The sequence below is a fragment of the Marinococcus sp. LNHM4E3-1 genome (assembly GCF_056034405.1).
Genome location: NZ_JBQLID010000002.1, coordinates 91,425 through 108,283 on the forward strand (window position 1 = coordinate 91,425; position 16,859 = coordinate 108,283).

Genomic DNA, 16,859 nt, shown 5'->3' on the forward strand with positions numbered 1-16,859 from the left:
ATAAGGAGGTTTTTCCAATGAGAGAAACGACGATGGAGTATCAAAGCGAAATACCGACAATGATTTGCAGCGACTGCGGAGGCGAAATGACAGAGCATCAGGAAACACCAATGATCCAGTGCGATCACTGCTTAAGTAAAACTGAAGAATAACAGAAAAGATACGGCCGGTGTCCCGCGTTACAGCAGGGCGCCGGCTTTTTTGCTGTATACATATGTAAAAGAAGTAACTGAAGTGGGGAACAAAAAAGAGCCTCAGGATTTCCATACAGTGGAAGTCCCGAGGCGGCGGAAAAGCAGTTATTTGGTCTCTGCTTTTAAACGATTCTTAGCTTCTCTACGGCGTTTATGCAGGATAGGCTCGGTGTAGCCGTTTGGCTGATTGTACCCCTTGAATACTAAATCACATGCAGCCTGAAAGGCGGTTGATTGTTCAAAGTCCGGGCTCATCGGACGGTATTCGGGGTCATGGGCGTTTTGTTCATCTACAACAGCGGCCATTCGTTTGAATGTATCCATTACCTGCTGCCTGGAGCAAATATGATGGTGAAGCCAGTTGGCAATATGCTGGCTGGAGATGCGAAGCGTTGCCCGGTCTTCCATAAGAGCAACGTTGTTGATATCAGGCACCTTAGAGCAACCAATGCCAAGCTCAACCCAGCGTACAACATATCCAAGAATGCCCTGGGCGTTGTTATCAAGCTCTTCCTGGATTGCAGCCGGGGACCAGTCTGGCCTGTCGGCAACAGGTATAGTTAAAATAGAATCAAGATGGGATTCAGAGATCTGCTTTAAATCTTTTTGAACCTCTGGGACATCGACCTGATGATAATGGAGAGCGTGCAGTGTGGCGGCCGTTGGTGACGGCACCCAGGCGGTGGAAGCCCCGGCTTTTAACTGCCCGTCTTTCTGATCCATCATCGCTGCCAGCTGCTCAGGCATTGCCCACATACCTTTACCGATCTGAGCACGCTGTTCGAAGCCGGCAGCAAGTCCAGTCTGTACGTTTGATTTTTCATAGCTTCCGAGCCAGGCAGAGGTTTTCATTTCGCCTTTCCGGATCATCGGTCCAGCCTCCATGGAGGTGTGAATTTCATCTCCGGTCCGGTCCAGAAAGCCTGTGTTAATGAACATTACCCGGTCTTTTACTTCTTTAATGCATGCTTTCAAATTAATCGTTGTTCTCCGTTCCTCGTCCATAACACCTATTTTCAAGGTATGGCGTTCCAGGTGGAGCATGTCTTCAATACGGTCAAACAGTTTGTCTGCAAAGGCAGCTTCTTTAGAACCGTGCATTTTTGGTTTTACAATATAGATGGAGCCTTCGCGGGAATTTTTGTATTTTCCGTTCCCAAGCAGGTCGTGTTTGGCGATCAAGCTCGTAATGACCCCATCCATAATGCCCTCAGGAATTTCTTCTTCCTTTTTGTTCAATATGGCGTCGGTCGTCATCAAATGGCCAACGTTCCGGTTCAGCATGAGAGAACGGCCTGAAAGAGTAAATTCTTCGCCTGCAGGAGACGTGTAGCTGCGGTCGGGGTTCATAATACGGGTCACTGTTTTGTCGCCTTTTTGGAAATGGGCTTTAATATCTCCTTTAATGAGCCCGAGCCAGTTTCGGTAAACGAGCGTTTTATCTTCAGCATCTACAGCGGCTACAGAATCCTCGCAATCCATAATAGTCGTGAGCGCAGACTCGACGGCCAGATCTTTTACTCCGGCCGGATCGGTCCTGCCAACCGGGTGGCCGTAATCAATTTGAATTTCGATGTGCAGCCGGTGATGCTTTAAAAGAACGGCTACCGGCTGGGCACTGGCGCCCTGATAACCTGCAAATTGTTCAGGATATTGAAGCTGATCCTTGCTGCCATCCTGAAAAGAAACTTCGAGGCTGCCATTTTCGATCGAGTAGCTGGTGGCGCTCTTGTGGGAATGGCTGCGCAAAGGAAAGTATTCATCTAAAAATTGTTTGGCATAAGCAACGACTTTTTCTCCGCGTACGGGGTTATAGGCTTTCTGCTGCTCTGCCCCGCCTTCGTCATTGATGATATCGCTTCCATATAAAGAATCGTAAAGACTCCCCCAACGGGCATTAGCAGCGTTAATGGCGAAGCGTTCGTTACTGATGGGAACGACAAGCTGCGGCCCAGCCTGCATAGATATTTCTTCGTCCGTTTGCTCAGTTGCAATTTGAAAATCGTCCGGCCCCTGTTCAAGGTAACCGATACTTTCGAGAAACGTCCGGTACTGATCCGGGTCCCACCGTGAGTGAGCCTGGTGCCATTCGTGAATCTGATTCTGCAGGTTATCTCTCGTGTGCAGAAGCACTTCGTTTTCAGGAGTCAAATCGTGAACAATCTGTCCGAAGTCCTGCCAAAATTGTTTTTGTTCCAATCCAGAGCCGGGAAGCACTTCTTCATTAATAAATTGATATAAAGAAGGGTGTACATGAAGGCTGCCTGCCGATCGATACGTCGTCATACTATTCCTCCTTCAAAGTAAGGGAACAGAAAAAGCTGCTCCCAGGATATAATATCATTGTATTATAACAGTTATGTAAATATCAATACTGTTATATAAAATTATAAACTTCGTCAAACGAATTTTTCTTTAGTATAGTGGAGGCACTGTGAATTAAAGTTAAGAAAGGAAGAGAAAATGACCCCGCAAATAGTGCAATTCCTTGTTACGGCTCACCTTTCATTGATAGTCCTCCTGCTCGTGTTATTCGTTTCTGCGAATATTTTTTACCAGACGGGAAGAAACAAATTTGCTTTAGGAGTGCATTACACACTCCGGGGTGCATATTTGCCTGGATTAATTTCTGGCGGGCTGCTTATAGGACTGACACCGGATTTTCCGGCAATATTTTTAAAAGCTGCTTCAGGACTGTTAACCCTTATTTTTATGGAAATTCATCTCAATCATATTATCGGCAGTGAACACCGCCCCAGGTTCGCTTTTCTAACGTATTCTATGATTGTGTTCACGATCGTATTAGGCATAGTGTTTCCCGTTGGTATATCCGTTATGGAGTAAAACCAGTAATGAGCAGCTCTTATGCTGACGCTTAAGAGCTGCTGGCGAAATGAGGTGTACATGAGCAGGGAAACGGGATAGAATAACTAACGTATGCAGAAAATGTAAAATTGCATGCGAATGCACGGTTATCTCAAGTAGAAAGGTGTTCCTTATATATGATTCAAAATCCAAAAGGAAAAGAGCGGATCGGGCTGGCGTTGATTCTTAGTATGCTTGCGATCCTTGGACCGCTCAATATTGATATGTACCTGCCAAGCTTCCCGGGAATAGCGGAAGATTTGAACGCCCGCGCTTCTATGGTGCAGCTTAGTTTAACTGCCTGTCTTGTAGGGCTTGCAGTTGGTCAGGTGATTGTCGGGCCGATTAGTGATGCGAAAGGAAGAAGAAAGCCGCTGCTGGTTTCTATCACATTGTTTGCGGCTGCTTCGTTTATTTGTGCAATCGCACCGAATATATACATATTGATTGCTGCTCGGCTGCTGCAGGGTTTAACCGCTTCTGCCGGTATTGTCGTTTCACGGGCAGTGGTAAGGGACATTTTCAGCGGCCGGGAGCTGACAAAGTTCTTTTCCTTATTGATGGTTATTAATGCTATCGCCCCGATGGCAGCACCGATGATCGGGGGAGCTATTTTGCTTCTTCCGTTTTCAAACTGGTCGACAATTTTTCTTTTTCTTGCGGCCGTAGGGATTGCCATTGTCGTTACGATTGGTTTTCGGCTCGAGGAGACTCTTCCGGAGGAAAGAAGGACGCCGAGTTCACTCAAATATACGATCCGCACTATTGGTGATCTGTGGAAGGATCGTTCTTTTATAGGCTATGCCTTAACGCTTGGCTTCGTGCATGGCGGAAGCTTTGCTTACGTTTCCGGCACGCCGTTTGTTTATCAGGAGATCTACGGGGTTTCTGCCCAGGTATTCAGTGTATTATTTGGCATCAACGGTCTCGCGATTATCACCGGCAGCTTTTTAATAGGCCGGCTGGCAGGCATTATTGCTGAACGCAAACTGCTGCGCACAGCCGTAATCACGGCGGTAAGCGCAAGTTCTTTTCTTCTCGTGATGACAATCATTGAAGGACCGCTTGCGCTGCTTGTCATTCCCATCTTCATTTATATGACAGCGATGGGAATGGTGCTGACAAGCTCGTTTACACTGGCAATTGCCAAACAGGGTCACCGGGCAGGGAGTGCAAGCGCGCTGCTCGGTATGCTTCCGCTCTTGATTGGCTCGATAGTTTCCCCGCTTGCCGGTATTGATGAAACAACGGCTGTCCCAATGGGGTTTATTATGTTTATTACGACTGTTTTTGGACTCACAGCCTTCAGTACACTCAGTGAACGCCCGCAAAAAGAATAAAAATAAGCCGGCACGCTGTTTTATTTAGCGTGCCGGTTTTTATATCAGGCGTCTTTTAGGATTGAATGTTTTTTAATTTATCCGGTGTTACATCGTTACCTTCCGGGTCCTGCACGGTGGTGGTAAGCAGAGTCGCCTCCATCGATCCGCGGATCATCTGAAGGTACTCTTCACGAAGCTGCTTTTGCTCCTGCTGCTCTTGTACAGTCAGTCCCTGATTCACCTTTTTTCTCGCCAGTTCATTAATGCGAGGAAGCGTTGCGATCATGTGAATTCCCCTTTCTTTTTATACCCATACATGTATATGGTATAAAAGTAGTATAGCAGAAGCCTGCTGCATATGCAAGTCGGAGCAGCAGGCGCCCTTTAATGCTTTAATTCCTGAAATTTAGTGACGGCTTCCACACGGTTGCTTACTTCAAGCTTATCGAAAATAACTGAAATATAGTTTCTTACAGTGCCGTTGGTGAGGGAAAGCTGCCGGGCTATGGCTGTAGTGCTTTTCCCCTCTGCGATTAAAGCGAGTACTTCTTCTTCACGTTTAGTAAGTGTAGCGGCAGTGTTATATGCAAGATCCACTAAATCAGGGGAATAGACTTTTCTCCCGCTCATAATAATGCGGATAGACTGAGCCAGTTCTTCACTCGGGCTGTCCTTCAAAAGGTAGCCGCTGATTCCCGCTTTTCGGGCCCGTTCAAAATAACCGGTGCGGGCGAAGGTGGTGAGAATGATAATTTTGCACGTGCTTTCCTTTAGTTCCTCTGCAGCCTCTAACCCGCTTTTTACCGGCATTTCAATATCCATAATGCAAACATCGGGCTGCTCATTTTCAATAAGAGTCAAAGCTTCCTGTCCATTTTCCGCCTTTCCGACCACTTCCATATCCTCTTCTAAATCAAGAAGAGAACCGAGCGCTCCTAAAAGCATCTGTTGATCCTCCACGATCACTATTCTTATCATAGCTGGCGGCTCCTTCATTTAATTTGCTGAACGACCAGGGGCGCTTGAATCGCAAGCTTTGTGCCCCCGGAGGAATAATAATCCAACTGGCCGTTGATGAAACCGAGGCGTTCTTTAATACCCTGCAGACCGCTTTCGGACCACGATTTCTGATCAGAGGACATGCCTTTGCCGTCGTCTTCGACTGTAAGTGAAAGACTGGTGGTTGATTGATCAATCGTAATATAACAGTTTGTGGCTTCGCTGTGTTTGACAACGTTGGTGACAGCTTCCTTTAAACACATACTGAGCACGTTTTCAATGAGAGGCGGGGCTTCGTTAAAGCTGGCGCTCCCTGTTACATGAAGAGTAATACCGGCGGCCTGGAGAATCTCTTCTACGCGGAGGAGTTCGTCGCTCAGCTTGGCCCCTTTCATATCTGATACAAGCTCGCGAACTTCTTTTAATGCGGTTCGGGCGGTCTGGTGAATGTCTGTTAACTCTGCCTGAGTCCGCTCAGGTTTAGTGTCTATTAATTTTCCTGCGAGTTCACTTTTTAAACCAATCAAAGAGAGCTTCTGCCCAAGAGTATCATGCAGGTCTCTGGCAATCCGCTGCCGCTCTTCAAGAACCACGAGCTGGGAAATGCGTTGGTTAGCCTGGTGAAGCTCGGTTTCAAGCTTTTCACGCTTATTCCGGTTGTAGATGTTAAAAGGAAGAAGAATGACGCCGATAACACTGATCGCAATAAAGGGAAGCTGCATCATGAACAGTTCATTTTGGACGTAAAAACCTATAATAACAGCGGTCAGGGTAGTGATAAGGTGGAGAACGTATAAGGTGATAAAACCGGCTTTATGCTGGATATTGCCGATAAAGAAAGCCAAAAACAGGGAAAAATAAACATAACCGAAATAAAGAGTCATTCCGATGCTGATCAGCATTTCAATGCTCACAGATAAATAAACCGTCCAGCCTTTTTTAATGAAAGATAAACGATAGGTTGTAAAGAATAGAAGAATCATAAAGACACCGAGGGTAATTTCAAAGTACGTAGCGGAGCGGATAATAAAATAAAATGGCAGTAAACAGAAAATGATCCAGGCGTACAAGCTGAGTCCCGTACTTTTTGGAAATATATCGAACCAGTGATGCATAAACGGGCTCCTTTTTCATGAGGCGTAGCACTTCTTTATATTAAGTATAACAAACCCCTCTCTGTAACAGAGAAGGGTTTGTTTTTAAGATTTTTTATCAGCTGGTGCTGGAGAGGTTCTAGAAGCCTCTGCCTGTCTTTTGCTTCGGATATTTGCTTCCTTGAAGCTGACAAAGGTTTTATTTGTTTCATCGTACAGCCGGAACCGAATGGATGTGAGGCTTGTCCTAAGAGTAATCTTTGTAGCCTGCTGCAGTGGTTCAATGTTTTCATGGGTTTTTGGCAAATTATAGTTTGGCACACGTGGACTGAGGTGATGCACGTGATGGTAGCCGATATTGCCGGTAATCCACTGAAGCACCTTTGGAAGCTCGTAGTAAGAGCTTCCGTCTACGGCAGCTTTTACAAAGTCCCATTTGTCTTCGTTTTCAAAGTAGGAGTCTTCAAATGTGTGCTGGACATAAAACAACCAGATGCCGAGAAACCCTGCTGTGAAAAGCATAGGGATCTGAATAGTGAAAAAAGCAGCCCAGCCGACAAGCCAGATTAACAAAGCGTAAATAACTACAATAGAAATATTGGTGAAATACGTGTTCAGGCGTTCTTTTCTTTTCGCATTTTTACGGTTGAAGCGGTTCTCCACGAGAAACAGGTAAAATGGCCCTAAAAAGAAAAGCACGAATGGGTTGCGGTACATGCGATAGCTGAGCCGGAGCCATTTGCTGGCGTTTTGGTATTCCTCGACGGTCATGACCCAAACATCTCCGGTGCCCCGTTTGTCGAGGTTGCCGCTGGTGGAATGGTGCATCATATGGCTTCTTTTCCATTTTGCGTATGAGAAATGAGTAATGATCCCGGTTAACGTACCAATCCGGTCATTCGCTTTGCTGCTTTTGAAAAATGAACCGTGTGTGCAATCGTGAAAGATGATAAAGGTACGGACGACAAAGCCTCCGGCGACGATCGCAATGGCTGCACTGATAAAAGGAGATATGAAATAAGCTCCGTATGCAAGCGCCCAGAGGGCCAGGAGAGGAAGAATGGAGTTAAATAATTGAATAATACTTGCTTTATGGTCAGAATGTGCGTAAGGGGCAGCACTTTTTTTCAATTGCATTTGTTCTTGTCTGCTCATGGTTAATCGCTCCCTGCTTTATGGGGTGTATCTCTATAAATAGAATATAAAATTTTGACTCCGTCTGTAAGTCATAGACGTCAGGGAGAAAAAATGACAAATGTCATATACGGGCTGAATGAAGCGGAAGGAAATGGAATATGTATAAAATCGGCCATCGTATATATGGTTTTGCCTTGCTTAAATAATTGGCAGACCAAAGCCTCTGAACACTTTAGGAGCTCAGAGGCTTATGTTTTATAAAGCGTAGTTTGTGCGCAGTGCATGGGTCAGCTCTGAAACGATATCGATATCTTTAAAGCTGATGCCAAGCTGGACAGCCGTCTGGGCCATTTCCGGACGCATGCCGCACAGCGTAGTCTTTACCCCAACCAGCTTTAAGGCGGTGGCAAGCTGCATGATGCGCTGAGCAACGAATGTGGTGATGTCACGAACGCCGGAAAGGTCAATATACAGACGTGTTAATTCGCTCTCGGTGCACTGCTTTAACGTATGCTCCACAATAACCTGTCCCCGCTGTTCATCGATATGGCCAATGAGCGGAAGGAGGCCGGTTTTCTTTTGAATCAAAATGATCGGGGAGGAAAGCTCCATGATCATTGCCTCTTTCAGCTGCATCTGTTCGTTCATATGATAAATGGCTTCTTTCATGAACGCCCGCCCGGCGTAATCGAAAGCCTGGAGTGCTTTGCGCTGCCAGTCGAGCACGTGATCGATGGGAATTGATTCCTCATATTGATGAACAAACAGGCGGATCTGTTCTAAAATGGCGTTGCGGTAATAAGTAAATTCTTCCTGAATGGTCAGCATTGGCTGCCACATTTCCTTATTTTCCTCCACAATGTCACTGATTTTTTCTTCAAAGTGCTCGTAAAACTGGGTTTCTTCCTCCTGAAATACATGAATAAGCTCCTGGGCAAAGACTTTTTTCATTTCTTCGAGCTTTTGACTTGTATAATCATCGGAAGGGGGGTCGGGAAAAGAATCGGCAGAAGATGTGCCACGCATCGTATCTATATGCTCAATCAAATAATCGTATAAGGAGCCGTCGGCTTTTTCCTGATTAAATTGCACGGTCGTTTTCCTCCAAAATGAAAGTATGGTGCGGATTGGTCTAATTATAGAGCCTGGAAGGAAAAGTCACAAGTTTTTTATCCGTATTCATACCACATGATTCCCATCGTTTCAGCCCCGCCGTGAACACCGATTACCGGGCTGAGAGGGCAAAGGTGAATCGTGAGGTCAGGGGAGAGGTTCTGCAGCTCTGTTTTCCATGTCTCTGCTTTTTCCTTCGTTGTCGTATAAATAATACTCATGTCCTCGACCTGATAGGAGGCTATGGCTTCTTTAGCAATTTGCAGCAGCCGGCTTTCCGCCCGTTTCCGGGTTCGTATTTTTTCAAAAGGAACAATCTGGCCACCATCAAAGGTAAGAAGAGGGTGGATCTTCAAAAGCGTGCCAAGGATCAGCTTTCCGCGGGAGATTCTGCCTCCTTTGTGTGCCTGTTCGAGGCTTCCGAGCAGCAGATAGCCTCTGGCGTGCCCGGCCATCTCTGTTAACCGCTGATGTATTTTCTCCGGCGTGTGCCCTTCGTCTGCTAATTGCGATCCTCTCGTCAGCAGCGGGCGGATGCTGCCGGCGCCCATCTTCGAATCCACAGTGAAGAGCGGAAATCCGGTCATATCTGCTGCGAGCTGGGCTGTCTGAAGAGTGCCGCTTAAATGACTGCTGATATGTATGGCAATTCCTGCATCATAAGAATCCTTCAGCTGTTCAAACAGTTCGGAAAAACTGCCTACAGATGGCTGGCTGGTCGTAGGGAATACTTCTTCATGCGGCAGCCGCTCATAAAATTCATCCGTTGTAATTTCAATATTTTCTTTATAGCTTTCGTTTTCAAACACAACAGATAAGGGAACAATATGAATATTATATTTTGCGGCCGTTTCTGCATCGATAGAACTGGTACTGTCTGTAATCCAGGCTATGCGCTGTGTCATCATCCACCTCTTTTTTATGTTAATTTGACAACGTTTTCACCGGTCTTGAATATATTATACATATTTCTGTATGGGAATTCGAATGAAACCCCCGCAGGTCCATATAAAAACGAGGGTAAAGAAAAACATGTTCGGGACCCATGCGGGTGCCAGAACATGCTTTAATTAAAAAACGGGGAGATTAGAGAAAATCCAATTACGACAGTGAACAAAATCGTCATATGGTTCAGCGAAAAAATAAACATAGTAGTTGCCCATTTTTTACTGTCCATCCGCCGGTAGCATATAAAGCTTGCAGCAAGCCAGGCCGCGCTTAATACGAAGGAAACGCCAACGATAAAGCTGCTGACAGGAAGGAAAAGAAAGCTCGAGAGCGTTAACAGAACAAGGTATACGTTTGTCTGAATATAGGTCCGCCGGTTTCCTTTGATTACTGGAAGCATAGGAATATTTGCTGCTTTGTACTCGTCATGTCTGCGTATGGCGATGGCATAGAAGTGCGGCATCTGCCATAAAACCATAATAACGAAAAGGCCGAGAGCTGCCGGGTGGAAAAAGTCATTGGAAATAGCTGCCCAGCCGATAAGCGGGGGCACTGCTCCGGAAATACTCCCAATCTCTGTATTGTAGATCGTGCGCCGCTTGCTCCACATTGTATATGGAACAACATAAAAGAATAAGCCTGTAAATCCGAAGAAGGCGGCGAGCGGTGAAGCCGCATATAAGAAGCCTAAGCCTGCAAGTGTCATAACAATTCCCAGTATAAGTGCATTTTTCAGCTGCATCCGGCCAGTCGCCGTAGGGCGGTTCTTCGTCCGGTCCATGATCTTATCAATGTCGCGGTCGTATAAGTTGTTAAACGTGCCGGCAGCGCCGATAACAAGACCTGAGCCAAGCGTGGCAAGGACTATCGCTCCGATTTTTTCGGAAAAAGCGATGTTGTGAATATATAAAGCAAGGGTAATCCCTGCAAACATAACGATTAAATTGGATTTGATAATCCCGGTTTTAATCGTTTCCGCCAGTACTTTACGAAGTGCCTGTTTCGGGGCAGCGAGGGATCCTTGTTGAACCGTGCGTTCGATATTTTCCGATTTCATTTTATTCCCCCCAACCGTGTTCATCCGATACTAATGTATCACATATGTCGTTAAATTTAGAGATATTGACAAAAAAGTTCGCTATCTTGTCAATTGTTTGTGAACGATTCATGACAAATTATTATATATATATGTACTTCGTACTTTTAGCAAACAAAATTATATTCTCACATTAACCGCGTGTTGGCAAGTGTTACTTCCCGGGTGTTCCGGGCACAGGAGTCCATAAAAATGCTTTTGTGTGCGCTTATTCCCGGCCGGCCGTACAAAAGCCGTCCGGCAGGGGGACGGCAGGATTATCAGCTGCTTTTAGTTTTTAATTCATGGAGCATGTCATGCACAGCGTGAGCGACGCCGTGTTCAGTATTCGTTTTTGTAGAAAAGCCGGATGCCTCCTTAACCTCCGGAACGGCATTTCCCATGGCGACGCTCCGGCCGGCCATTTGGAGCATATTCAAATCGTTAAAGTTATCCCCGAGAGCCATAACGTCTTCAAGGGAGATTCCGCGTCCGAGCGCGAACTCCTGAAGGGCAAAGCCTTTTTGGGCACGTACATGATTTAATTCAAGGTTTCCCATGCCCGAAGAAGTCAGAGCGAGCTCGTTATCACCCCGGAGCTCGTATTTCATCCGCTCGAGAACGGAAGCCTCTGAAGAAAAGGCGAGCATTTTATACACATCGAGGCCCTCGTAATCGAGTATTGAAAAGAAATCGTCTGCGAACTGGAAATTTTCATCCTCAAGCCGGCGCTCGGCATACTGTTCTGCTGCAGCTGTTGTCAGCTCGGGGTGCGCGGTCTGCAGCATTCCTACAACGATACTCATATATGCTTCTCTTGAAGGGGCGAAAATTCCCTGGCTGGTAAACAGTTCAATATAAGAACCGGCAGCGTGATGCACGGTTAAAATTCGTTCGCAGGAGCTTTCTGATATTGGGGCAGAACGCTGTATTTCTTTCCGGTTTTTGTAAGTGACTGCCCCGTTCATACTGATAATTGGGTAGGACAGACCGGCGGACGCCAATGGCCTGTGTGCTGCTTCGTAGGTTCTCCCTGTGGCAATCACAATATCAATGCCTTGTGCCGAAGCAGCCTGAAGCGCTTCGGCGTTCTCTTTACTGATTTCTCCGTTCTGATCCAGCAATGTTCCGTCCATATCCGTTGCAATTAGTTTCATTTCTTCTCCTCCGATATGCTCCAGGTCTGTTGACTCCGTTTTAATTATTACCTCCTATTATCGAACAATTCACCTAAGTCATCAACTTTTTTGTTTTCAGCAGGAACGCTGGGACTATAAAAACATCGACAGCTTATCTTACAAGGTGATTGAAGAATTCGTAAGGTTTCTACAGACTGATAGTAGCTTATGAAAATTTCGGAAAACATATTTCGCTCTGCGGGAGGGCGGTTTCTAACATGAAAAAACAGCATGTAGTCATTATAGGAGGAGGGCTTGCGGCGATCCGGTTAATGGAACAGCTGCGTGAGCGGGCGGCCCGGGTGCATATTTCTATTTTCAGTAAAGAAAAAACGCTCCCATACAACCGGATTCAGCTTTCATCCTATTTAAATGGAGAAATAACAGAAGACGACTTAACAACCTATACAAATAAATGGTTCCGCCGGAATAATATATCTTTTCATCCGGGAGAGCCGGTCGAGCATGTGTTAAAAGAGGAAAAGAAAATCGTGACGGCTGGCGGAGAACACTCATACGATCATTTAGTTTTCGCTACAGGATCATCGCCGCTCATCCCCCCGGTGGAAGGTGTAGAAAAAGAGGGAGTATTTCCTTTTCGCACGCTTGAAGACTGCCGCAGGCTTGTAGAAGCAGCTGAATGTAAACGCCGGATTCTGGTTATTGGCGGAGGTCTGCTTGGGCTTGAAGCGGCTAATGGATTGAGCCGCTTCGATGCAGAAGTGACTGTCATACAGCGGGCGGATAACATTATGGACCGCCAGCTTGACCGGCAGTCTGCCGCCATGCTGCAGGGAAAACTGGAACGGCGCGGAGTGAAATTTTTGCTGAGTAAAGACGTTACTTCTATTTTGGGGCTCCGGAAGGTATCAGGAATTGCTTTTGGGGACGGGACACACATGGAAGCAGACATGGTGGTATTTGCAATCGGGATCCGGCCGCAGCTGAAGCTTGCAGAGGCATCCGGTATTGAAACGAACCGCGGAATAATCGTGAACGATCAAATGGAGACAAGTGACAAGCACATATACGCAATAGGCGAATGTATAGAACATGACGGCCGGACATACGGTCTGGTACAGCCGGTGAACGAACAGGCGGATGTACTGGCCCGGCGTTTAAGCGGCGAGCATAAAGCCTACTATAAAGGGTCAAGTACTTCAGCAAAGCTGAAAATATCCGGGGTGGAGTTGTTTTCTGTCGGCTCTCTGATAGAGGATGAAGCTACAAAATCATGGGTGCTTCATGATGAAGAGAATGAGCTTTATAAAAAAATAGTTTTTCGTCATAAAACGGTCCAGGGAGCTGTGCTTTACGGAAATACGACTAACAGCGATCTGTTAAAGAGCCTGGTGATGACGGACAAACCAATCAATGCTTCGGAGAAAAAACAGCTGCTGTCAGCAAGCAGCGAGCCGGCCGGTTTTCTACTGGAAATGCCGGGATCTGACACGGTGTGTGCCTGTAATAATGTAAATAAAAATACCATTATCCAGGTCGTTCAGGAGAAAGAACTGACCACGCTGGATGAAGTGAAAACCTGTACAGGAGCTTCCACCTCCTGCGGGGGCTGCAGCAGCATGGCAGAGGGATTGCTGAAGCTTGCCTGTGAAGGGAAGGTGGAAGCGGAAAACAAGGCAGAAGCGCTGTGCGGATGCACGGGGCTTGACCATCCTACGTTGATTAACCGGCTGATGGAAGTAAAACCGTCGACGCCGGAGGAAGCGATGGAGGCGTTAAACTGGAAAACGTCTGAAGGCTGCGAAATGTGCCGGCCTGCCATTGCGTACTATCTATATATGATCCAAATGAAGCAGGGAGAGCTTTCAAGCAATGAAACGCTGCCATTTACATATTCGCCGTACATTTCCCTGGAGGCGGATGGGACCTATACTCTGCAGCCGATCATGAAGGCAGGAATTATATCTCCTGAGCTGATCAAAAATTTAAATGCCGTTATCGAAAAATACCAGTTGAGCTATTTTCACATTACAGCGGGCGGACGCATACAGCTCCCTTATGTAGAGGACGAAGATGTGGTGGAGGTATGTGACAGCCTGGATATTCCCCTCCTTAACTTTCCAGGTTTTCAAATGACGGCTGTTCAGAGTGTATTCAAGGACCGGATCCGGGAGCGTCACAATCCCGGAATGGTACCGTACGCTCTGGAGCTCGAGGAACCGGTGGAAGCTGTTCCTTTTCCCGATACGCTCCGTTTTGTCATGCTGGAGGGTTTTTCAATTCTTGAAGGTAATCACGTTGACGCCGGACTGCTTAAAATGGAAGACAAGTGGGAGTTTCATATTCATTTTGAGGAAAAGTCCGTGCTGCTGTTCTCAGCCCCTACCTTTATGGAAATAAAAGAGTATATTTGGGCGCTGCTTCAATATTACCGGGAAACAGCGTTTTTTAAGGAATCATTTGCCGGATGGTGCGGGCGTATGACCGTTATTCATATACGGGAAGGACTCTTTGATCCGGAGACAAGAGAGCAGCTGCTCCACCAGTTAAGTGTCTGTTTGAAGAAGCCGCTGCCGTATCATTTTTCGATTCCAGAAGGGAGTACAGTTCATGAATGATTTCGGATCCAATTACGGACAAACAATAGAGCCGGCGGTGCTCGAAGAAAACCGGCATCAGGCTCAGTGCCCTTTCTGCAGTATGCAGTGTAAAAAGGAAGTAGTGGAGCAGATCACTACAAAAGGCATTAAATATAAAACCGTAGGTGTGGATAACCCCACCACGCACGGCCGGTTATGTGTCAAAGGTCACTCCGCCTACCAGCACGTTATTCATGAAGACCGGATTACGATGCCGATGAAAAAAGTGAACGGCCGGTTTAAGTCCATTGAATGGGACGAAGCCCTGGATATTATTGAACAGCGGACGAAGGAAATTCAAAACGCCTCCGGCAAAGATGCTTTATCGGTATACGGCGGAGGCTCGCTTACGAATGAAGAATCCTATCTGCTCGGCAAATTTGCCCGTGTTGGGCTGCAGACAAAATACATTGATTACAACGGCCGGTTCTGTATGTCTTCTGCTGCCTCGGCGGCGACAAAGACGTTCGGAGTCGACCGCGGTTTTACCAACGGCATTGAGGAAATTCCAAACTCAAAATGCATTATACTCGCCGGTACTAATATTGCGGAATGCCAGCCAACCATTATGCCGTATTTTGAACAGGCGAAACAGAACGGATCCTTTATTATTGTGATTGATCCGAGGGTGACAGAGACAGCTAAAATGGCAGACCTGCATCTGCAGCTGAAGCCCGGGGAGGACTGGTCTTTGACAACCGCGCTTTTAAAAGTGATTTTTGATAAAAGCCTGCAGAATAAAGAGTTTCTGCAGAACCGTACAGAAGGTGCTGAAGAGCTTGAAGCTTACGTGCGCCAGTACAGCGTAGAGGAGCTTGCAAGACGGGCAGATGTGCCCCGCGGCGACATTGAGCAGGCGGCCACGATCTTCGCCGAAGCTGGTACAGGCATGGTATTTACTGCGCGGGGAGTGGAGCAGCAGATTGACGGGCACCAGGCTGTCCGCCATTTTATTAATTTAGCGCTGATCTGCGGCCACATCGGTAAACCAGGTGCTGGATACGGAGCGATTACCGGTCAGGCAAACGGCCAGGGAGGCAGGGAACACGGCCAGAAATCTGACCAGCTTCCGGGGTACCGCTCGATTGAAGACCCAAAAGCCAGGGAGCATATAGCTGCGGTTTGGAATGTGAATGAGAAGGATTTGCCCGGAAAAGGTGTCTCCGCCTATGAAATGATGCAGAAAACGCAGAACGGGGAAATTAAAGGGATGTTTTTAGTAGGATCCAATCCTATCGCTTCCAACCCGAACGCCTCTATTGTGAAGCAGGGGCTGGAGGCGCTTGATTTTTTAGTGGTCGTCGATTTATTTATTTCAGAAACGGCGGAATACGCCGACCTGGTCCTCCCGTCGACCGCTTATATTGAAGATGAAGGAACGCTTACGAATATGGAAGGGCGGGTGACCTGGAGACAGGGAATGCGCCCGGCTCCTGGCCAGGCAAAGCACGACTGGGAGATTTTATCGCTGATTGCTTCGCGTCTTGGTAAAGAAAAGTGGTTCAGCTACTGCTCGGCAGAAGATGTTTTCGAAGAACTGCGTCTTGCTTCAAAGGGGGGACCGGCTGATTATTACGGAATTACGTATGAACGGATTAAAAAGGAAGAGGGCGTTTTCTGGCCGTGCCCTTCCCCGGAAGAAAAAGGAAGGCAGCGCCTGTTTGATGACTCTTTTGTACATGATGGCGGCAGAGCCCGCTGCTTTACTCCAGAAAACGGTAAAGAAATTATTAAAGAACGACTGTCGGAAGCGAGACCGCTGTATTTAACGACTGGCAGGGTAATGTCGCATTACCTGACCGGGGTTCAGACTGGAAAAAGCGCCAGATTAAATGCCCGTTATTTTGAATCATTCGTCGAAATTCATCCAGAAACAGCAGAAAAGTACGGCATTAAGGAAAACGACCTTGTCACCCTGGAATCTCTGCAGGGCTCTATTGTGGTTAGAAATCAATGGTCGGAAAACATCCGGAAGGATACGATCTTCGTGCCTTTTCACTGGGCAGGCAAACAGAACGTGAACCGGCTGATTGCAGGTACACTGGATCCAGTATGCCAGATGCCGGGGTTTAAGCTGGCAGCAGTCTCCATGAAGCCGGCAGAAGCGCAAAAACAAAAAGTATAATAGATACAACGAACGCTGCCGGAATCGACAGCGTTCTTTTTTGTGCCGGAATGGTGTCTATTTAATAAATAAAAAACCAGCTCCTGTACCGGTTGTGAACGGCACGGGAGCTGGTCGGGGTTTGTGGCTGACATGGCAGGCAGTGGCCTCTGCAGCCCGCGGAGCGTTTATCCCTAATAGAGAAACGCTCCGCGGGCCGGCCTGGTAAA

14 protein-coding genes are annotated in these 16,859 nt (G+C 46.9%); 5 read left to right on the top strand and 9 right to left on the bottom strand.

Annotated features, from left to right (window positions below):
- Positions 1-17: 17 nt before the first annotated feature.
- Positions 18-152, top strand: a complete 135-nt coding sequence (locus ACTRXI_RS02535) for a protein YhfH (RefSeq protein ID WP_474260926.1) — start codon at positions 18-20, stop codon at positions 150-152.
- Positions 153-299: 147 nt separating this feature from the next.
- On the opposite strand, the gene ACTRXI_RS02540 is transcribed toward ACTRXI_RS02535, so the two are convergent.
- Complete coding sequence (locus ACTRXI_RS02540; protein WP_474260927.1) at positions 300-2,480, bottom strand: malate synthase G; 2,181 nt, start codon at positions 2,478-2,480, stop codon at positions 300-302.
- Between the two features lie 177 nt (positions 2,481-2,657).
- Here ACTRXI_RS02540 and ACTRXI_RS02545 point away from each other — a divergent pair, with 177 nt between their 5' ends.
- A complete protein-coding gene (locus tag ACTRXI_RS02545; protein WP_474260928.1) occupies positions 2,658-3,038 on the top strand; it encodes a DUF1516 family protein in 381 nt (126 codons plus the stop codon).
- A 158-nt stretch (positions 3,039-3,196) separates the two neighbouring features.
- Positions 3,197-4,399 carry a Bcr/CflA family efflux MFS transporter gene (locus ACTRXI_RS02550; protein WP_474260929.1) on the top strand — a complete coding sequence of 401 codons (1,203 nt, stop codon included), beginning with the start codon at positions 3,197-3,199 and terminating at the stop codon, positions 4,397-4,399.
- Positions 4,400-4,454: 55 nt separating this feature from the next.
- On the opposite strand, the gene ACTRXI_RS02555 is transcribed toward ACTRXI_RS02550, so the two are convergent.
- The 8 genes from ACTRXI_RS02555 to ACTRXI_RS02590 all read right to left on the bottom strand — a co-directional run bounded on the left by ACTRXI_RS02555 (position 4,455) and on the right by ACTRXI_RS02590 (position 11,904).
- The gene (locus tag ACTRXI_RS02555) at positions 4,455-4,667 is read right to left on the bottom strand and encodes a DUF896 domain-containing protein (protein WP_322526655.1); all 213 of its coding nucleotides are present in this window, start codon (positions 4,665-4,667) and stop codon (positions 4,455-4,457) included.
- Positions 4,668-4,765: 98 nt separating this feature from the next.
- Positions 4,766-5,359: a response regulator gene (locus ACTRXI_RS02560; protein ID WP_474260930.1), complete on the bottom strand. Its 594-nt coding sequence runs from the start codon at positions 5,357-5,359 to the stop codon at positions 4,766-4,768.
- Between the two features lie 14 nt (positions 5,360-5,373).
- On the bottom strand, positions 5,374-6,495 hold the full coding sequence (locus ACTRXI_RS02565; RefSeq protein ID WP_474260931.1) for a sensor histidine kinase: 1,122 nt from the start codon (positions 6,493-6,495) through the stop codon (positions 5,374-5,376).
- A gap of 84 nt (positions 6,496-6,579) precedes the next feature.
- Positions 6,580-7,629 (bottom strand): Delta(5) desaturase DesA, encoded by a 1,050-nt coding sequence (desA, locus tag ACTRXI_RS02570; RefSeq protein WP_474260932.1) that lies wholly within the window; start codon positions 7,627-7,629, stop codon positions 6,580-6,582.
- Positions 7,630-7,866: 237 nt separating this feature from the next.
- Complete coding sequence (locus ACTRXI_RS02575; protein WP_474260933.1) at positions 7,867-8,703, bottom strand: STAS domain-containing protein; 837 nt, start codon at positions 8,701-8,703, stop codon at positions 7,867-7,869.
- Between the two features lie 77 nt (positions 8,704-8,780).
- On the bottom strand, positions 8,781-9,629 hold the full coding sequence (locus ACTRXI_RS02580) for a DegV family protein (RefSeq protein ID WP_474260934.1): 849 nt from the start codon (positions 9,627-9,629) through the stop codon (positions 8,781-8,783).
- 161 nt (positions 9,630-9,790) lie between these two features.
- Positions 9,791-10,729, bottom strand: coding sequence for a heme o synthase (gene cyoE / locus ACTRXI_RS02585; RefSeq protein ID WP_474260935.1), 939 nt, complete (start codon positions 10,727-10,729; stop codon positions 9,791-9,793).
- A gap of 299 nt (positions 10,730-11,028) precedes the next feature.
- Positions 11,029-11,904 carry a Cof-type HAD-IIB family hydrolase gene (locus tag ACTRXI_RS02590; protein WP_474260936.1) on the bottom strand — a complete coding sequence of 292 codons (876 nt, stop codon included), beginning with the start codon at positions 11,902-11,904 and terminating at the stop codon, positions 11,029-11,031.
- A gap of 239 nt (positions 11,905-12,143) precedes the next feature.
- On the opposite strand from ACTRXI_RS02590, the gene nirB reads away from it, so the two are divergent.
- Both nirB and nasC read left to right on the top strand, forming a co-directional pair.
- Positions 12,144-14,504 carry a nitrite reductase large subunit NirB gene (gene nirB, locus ACTRXI_RS02595; protein WP_474260937.1) on the top strand — a complete coding sequence of 787 codons (2,361 nt, stop codon included), beginning with the start codon at positions 12,144-12,146 and terminating at the stop codon, positions 14,502-14,504.
- On the top strand, positions 14,497-16,650 hold the full coding sequence (gene nasC, locus ACTRXI_RS02600; protein WP_474260938.1) for an assimilatory nitrate reductase catalytic subunit NasC: 2,154 nt from the start codon (positions 14,497-14,499) through the stop codon (positions 16,648-16,650). Before nirB ends, nasC begins: the two co-directional genes overlap by 8 nt.
- Positions 16,651-16,859: the final 209 nt, after the last annotated feature.

Excerpts from the sequence above, each read along its gene's own strand:
- ACTRXI_RS02535 (WP_474260926.1), top strand. The coding sequence starts at position 18 with ATGAGAGAAACGACGATGGAGTATCAAAGCGAAATACCGACAATGATT.
- ACTRXI_RS02540 (WP_474260927.1), bottom strand. The coding sequence starts at position 2,480 with ATGACGACGTATCGATCGGCAGGCAGCCTTCATGTACACCCTTCTTTA.
- ACTRXI_RS02545 (WP_474260928.1), top strand. The coding sequence starts at position 2,658 with ATGACCCCGCAAATAGTGCAATTCCTTGTTACGGCTCACCTTTCATTG.
- ACTRXI_RS02550 (WP_474260929.1), top strand. The coding sequence starts at position 3,197 with ATGATTCAAAATCCAAAAGGAAAAGAGCGGATCGGGCTGGCGTTGATT.
- ACTRXI_RS02555 (WP_322526655.1), bottom strand. The coding sequence starts at position 4,667 with ATGATCGCAACGCTTCCTCGCATTAATGAACTGGCGAGAAAAAAGGTG.
- ACTRXI_RS02560 (WP_474260930.1), bottom strand. The coding sequence starts at position 5,359 with ATGATAAGAATAGTGATCGTGGAGGATCAACAGATGCTTTTAGGAGCG.
- ACTRXI_RS02565 (WP_474260931.1), bottom strand. The coding sequence starts at position 6,495 with ATGCATCACTGGTTCGATATATTTCCAAAAAGTACGGGACTCAGCTTG.
- desA (WP_474260932.1), bottom strand. The coding sequence starts at position 7,629 with ATGAGCAGACAAGAACAAATGCAATTGAAAAAAAGTGCTGCCCCTTAC.
- ACTRXI_RS02580 (WP_474260934.1), bottom strand. The coding sequence starts at position 9,629 with ATGACACAGCGCATAGCCTGGATTACAGACAGTACCAGTTCTATCGAT.
- cyoE (WP_474260935.1), bottom strand. The coding sequence starts at position 10,729 with ATGAAATCGGAAAATATCGAACGCACGGTTCAACAAGGATCCCTCGCT.
- ACTRXI_RS02590 (WP_474260936.1), bottom strand. The coding sequence starts at position 11,904 with ATGAAACTAATTGCAACGGATATGGACGGAACATTGCTGGATCAGAAC.
- nirB (WP_474260937.1), top strand. The coding sequence starts at position 12,144 with ATGAAAAAACAGCATGTAGTCATTATAGGAGGAGGGCTTGCGGCGATC.
- nasC (WP_474260938.1), top strand. The coding sequence starts at position 14,497 with ATGAATGATTTCGGATCCAATTACGGACAAACAATAGAGCCGGCGGTG.